Consider the following 4,538-nt stretch of genomic DNA (forward strand, 5'->3'; position numbering starts at 1 on the left):
AGATCCTGATCCCGGTTGCACAGAGCCTCGGCTATACCATTTTACCAAAGTCCGGTGTCGAAGCCTTCCCGCAACAAAGAGACCTTTCCGTATTTGCGCTTGGCAACAGAAAGCACCAGGACCTTTGGCTGATTTCGCAGAAGGGCCGGTCAGAGTTTGCACGAATTGATGCCATCTCCGAGCTCCTAAAGAAGGCCGCTTTGGAATTGGAATAGGCCGATCTGCTCTGTTTGAAGGGCAGGGCTGGTTTAGACCGGGCTGATTTATTGCTTTTCAGATGGGCAAAACATGTTGCCACAAGCTTTCTATTTCGATATTTCGTGAAATATGAAAGAACTGATTCCCCTCCGCCTGTCCATCCTTGGGCACCCCCAGCGCCTCGCGGTGTTCCGCTTGTTGATGCGCCGCTATCCCGATCAGGTTCCGGCCGGGGAGATCAGCGATGCGCTGAAAGTGAAATCCAGCACATTATCGTCATATCTTTCTGCTTTGCTGCAGGCAAATCTGGTGACAAAGACCCGGGAAGGCACCTCGCTGCGGTATCAGGTCAACATGGAAACGACGCGTGAGACGCTTGACTCTCTTTACCTGGATTGCTGCCGTGGCCGTCCAGATCTGTGCACCTCCTATCAGCAGCCTGTTGCGCCAAAGGAACGACACATGACTGACCGGAAATACAATGTTTTGTTTCTCTGCACCGGCAATTCGGCCCGCTCAATTTTTGCCGAGGCGATCCTGAAATCCAAGGGCCAAGACCGGTTTGAGGTCTATTCCGCCGGCACCCAGCCGCAGTCCAGCCTGAACCCTATCGCGCTCGAGATGCTGAAGGCCAAGGGGCATGATACCAGTGCCCTGCGCTCAAAACATATGACCGAGTTCATAGGCGAAGGTGCCCCGGATTTCGACTTTGTCTTCACCGTCTGTGATCAGGCTGCAAATGAGGAATGCCCGACCTGGGAGGGCCAGCCGATCAGCGCCCATTGGGGCATGCCCGACCCGGTCAAGGCAACCGGGACCCACGCCGAAAAAAGCCTCGCCTTTCATCAGGCCTATGGGGTTCTGCAACACCGACTTCAGGGCTTTGCCGCCCTGCCCTTTGACCAGTTGGACCGAATTTCCCTGCAAAACGCTGTCGACGAGATCGCAAAGACATCTGATTAGGACTTGAAACCATGACCACCTATGCATTGAACGGCCTTGGCCGAATGGGCAAGCTTGCGCTGAAGCCCCTTCTCGAGAGCGGCGCAGACATCGCCTGGATCAACGATGCCGTGGGCAGCCCGGAAATGCACGCGCATCTGTTGGAGTTTGACTCGGTGCATGGCCGCTGGGACGCAAAGTTCAGCCATGATGACAGCTCCATCATCATTGATGGCACCCGGCTCGCCACCCATTGTGAACGCCGCCTCGAGGATCTGCCGCTGGCGGGTGTGGATGTGGTGATCGATTGTACTGGCGTGTTCAAAACCGAAGCCAAGCTCGCCCCCTATTTTGACGCTGGGGTAAAAAAAGTGGTGGTCTCGGCCCCGGTCAAGGATGGCGATGCCGCCAATATCGTGGTCGGCGTCAACGACGACATCTACGAGCCCGCTCGGCACCGGATTGTCACCGCCGCCAGCTGCACCACCAACTGTCTCGCCCCGGTGGTCAAGGTGATCCATGATGCCATTGGCATCAAACATGGGTCCATCACCACCATCCATGACGTGACCAATACCCAGACAATTGTCGACCGCCCCGCCAAGGACCTGCGCCGGGCGCGCTCTGCGCTGACAAATCTGATCCCGACCACCACCGGCAGCGCCACGGCAATCACCCTGATCTACCCCGAACTTGCGGGCAAGCTGAACGGCCATGCAGTGCGGGTGCCGCTGCTCAATGCCTCGATCACCGATTGCGTGTTCGAAGTGGCGCGGGAAACCAGTGTTGAAGAGGTCAATGCCCTGTTCAAAGCCGCCTCCGAGGACGGCCCGCTAAAGGGAATCTTAGGCTACGAAACCCGGCCTCTGGTCTCTTGTGACTATACCAATGATCAGCGCTCCAGCATCATTGATGCGCCCTCGACCATGGTGGTGAATGGCACCCAGGTGAAGATCTACGCCTGGTATGACAATGAAATGGGCTATGCCTACCGTCTGGTCGATGTCGCCCGCATGGTTGGGGATCAACTGTGACACAAAAGGGTGGAATGGCCGCATACATTGCGGTCACGGCTTCCTATTGGGCCTTCATGCTGACCGATGGCGCGCTCAGGATGCTGATCCTGCTGGATTTCCACGCCATGAGGTTTTCCCCTGTGCAACTGGCCTATCTCTTTGTTCTTTATGAGATTGCCGGCATGGTAACCAATCTCTCGGCTGGCTGGATTGCCGCCAGGTTCGGCCTGACCTCGACGCTTTATGCCGGATTGTCGCTACAGATTGTGGCGCTGCTGACGCTGACCCAGCTGGACCCCAACTGGCAAATCGCCACCACGGTTGTCTTTGTCATGCTGGTGCAGGGCCTGTCTGGGGTGGCCAAGGATCTGGCCAAGATGTCGTCAAAATCCGCCGTCAAACTGCTGGCACCTGCGACTGGTGACGGGCTGTTTCGTTGGGTGGCAGCGCTGACCGGATCCAAAAACGCGATCAAGGGGATTGGCTTTTTGCTTGGCGCGGCGCTTTTGGCCGGCTTTGGCTTCATGACGGCGGTCTTGGGCATGGCCCTGATCCTGGGGTTGATCCTGATCACCGTGGTCATCGCCATGCCGCCGGGTCTGCCAGCGGGGCGCAAGGGTGCCAAGTTTTCCGAGGTTCTTTCCAAGTCGCGCAATGTCAATTGGCTGTCGGCGGCACGAGTCTTCCTGTTTGGCGCCCGCGACATCTGGTTTGTGGTCGGCATCCCGATCTATTTCTACGCGGTGTTCTCGGACGGCAGTGAAGAGGGCAACCGGGCGGCCTTCTTTTTGATCGGCAGCTTCATGGCGCTCTGGACGATTTTCTACGGCGCTGTTCAGGCCGCCGCACCGCGCATCCTAAAGGCCAAGGCACGTTCTGAGGCGGAGCTGATCAGCGCCGCCCGCAGCTGGGCCACCGGGCTGAGCCTTATTCCGGCCATCCTGACCCTGGCAGTGCTATCCACTGAGGGGCCAGCGCCTTGGCTAACCCTCACGCTGGTGCTTGGGCTCTTGGGGTTTGGCGCGGTCTTTGCGGTGAATTCAGCGCTGCATTCCTACCTGATCCTGGCCTTCACCAAGGCCGAGCGGGTGACCATGGATGTAGGGTTCTATTACATGGCCAATGCGGCGGGCCGACTGACGGGTACAGTGCTGTCCGGGCTAACCTATCAGCTCGGAGGACTGGCGGCCTGCCTTGGGACCGCTGCCCTCATGGTCGTGCTCAGCGCCTGGGCGGCGGGGCAGCTGCACAGCCAACAAGCCACTGTTACACAGTCATAGGCCGGTCACTGCCGAAATCCGCAAAGAGCCGCTGCCGATAAAAAATTCCATTGGCAGCAGTCTAAGAACGTGTTCCTAATGACGAATAGTTTCTAAGTTTTAGTGACCTTGCGGCCGCGATGGGTGAACTGCCTGGGTATCGATGCATCTAAGGGGGATTACATGAGACAGATATTTTTGGCCTGTTCTTTGATCGTCGGCTTGGCCGGGATGCTGCATGCCGAAGGCAGCAGTACGGAGACTGACCCCAAAATTGACCCCGAAGCTCTGGCGCTGGTCACGTCAGTTGCCACCCACCTTGCGGCACAGCCTGCGCTGCAGGTGAACTGGTTTGTCTCCTTTGACGAAGTTCTGGACGGTCGCGAAAAAATCAATCATTTCCGGTCGGGGCAAAGCGTCATCGAACGTGGCACCGGCTATTATGCCTATTTGGAACAGGAAAATGGCCAGCGCGAGTTCTTCTTTGACGGTGAGACCGTCTCTGTGGTCATGGTGGAAAAAGATGCCTATGTCAGCGCGCCCTTCGACGGCAGCTTCACCGAGCTGGCCGAGGCGATCTACCGTGAACGCGGTGAAGCCCTGCCGATTTGGCAGGTCCTGGTACCGACGGTGGCCGACGAGTTGCTCGAAAACGTGACCTCCGCCGCCTATCTGGGGCAGCGACAGATTGCCGGGCGCGACCTTCACCATATTGCGCTCTCGTCCTACGAAAGCGATCTGCAATTGTGGATCGAGCAAGCAGGAGAGGATGCTCCAGAGCTGGTCATGCTGATTGGCACCGACCCCTATACCCAGGGCTGGCCGCAGTATCGCGCCTATTTCACCGATTGGAATTTTGCTCCGGACCTTGGCGAAGGTTTTTTTGTCTATGCGCCTGACGAGGATGCAACCCGCATGACCTGGCCTTTGCAAGATGTGGCCGAGGGAGGGAATTGATATGAAGCGTTTTATTGTCTGGATCCTGACCTTCTCCCTGTCAACTGCCTTTGGTCCGCTGCCGATCGGGGTAAATGGGTTGGGAATTGATCAGGCCGCGGCCCAGGCTCGTGGTGGCGCCCGGGGTGGCAATCGCGGTGGCTATAGTCGCCCGCCACGCGGCCCG

At 57.8% G+C, this 4,538-nt stretch carries 4 protein-coding genes and 1 pseudogene; all 5 read left to right on the forward strand.

Features of this window, described 5'->3' with window-relative positions:
- Window positions 1-215, forward strand: a pseudogene (locus tag ABJP42_RS16385) (LysR family transcriptional regulator); the annotation flags it as partial.
- A gap of 112 nt (window positions 216-327) precedes the next feature.
- Window positions 328-1,161: an arsenate reductase/protein-tyrosine-phosphatase family protein gene (locus ABJP42_RS16390; RefSeq protein WP_348342247.1), complete on the forward strand. Its 834-nt coding sequence runs from the start codon at window positions 328-330 to the stop codon at window positions 1,159-1,161.
- An 11-nt stretch (window positions 1,162-1,172) separates the two neighbouring features.
- Entirely contained in the window at window positions 1,173-2,174 is a 1,002-nt protein-coding gene (locus ABJP42_RS16395) for an ArsJ-associated glyceraldehyde-3-phosphate dehydrogenase (RefSeq protein ID WP_348342249.1), read from the forward strand.
- 14 nt (window positions 2,175-2,188) lie between these two features.
- Complete coding sequence (arsJ, locus tag ABJP42_RS16400) at window positions 2,189-3,436, forward strand: organoarsenical effux MFS transporter ArsJ (RefSeq protein WP_348342251.1); 1,248 nt, start codon at window positions 2,189-2,191, stop codon at window positions 3,434-3,436.
- Window positions 3,437-3,598: 162 nt separating this feature from the next.
- Entirely contained in the window at window positions 3,599-4,372 is a 774-nt protein-coding gene (locus ABJP42_RS16405; protein ID WP_348342253.1) for a DUF2092 domain-containing protein, read from the forward strand.
- Window positions 4,373-4,538: the final 166 nt, after the last annotated feature.

This window comes from Pseudophaeobacter sp. (genome assembly GCF_039971195.1).
Taxonomy (GTDB): domain Bacteria; phylum Pseudomonadota; class Alphaproteobacteria; order Rhodobacterales; family Rhodobacteraceae; genus Pseudophaeobacter.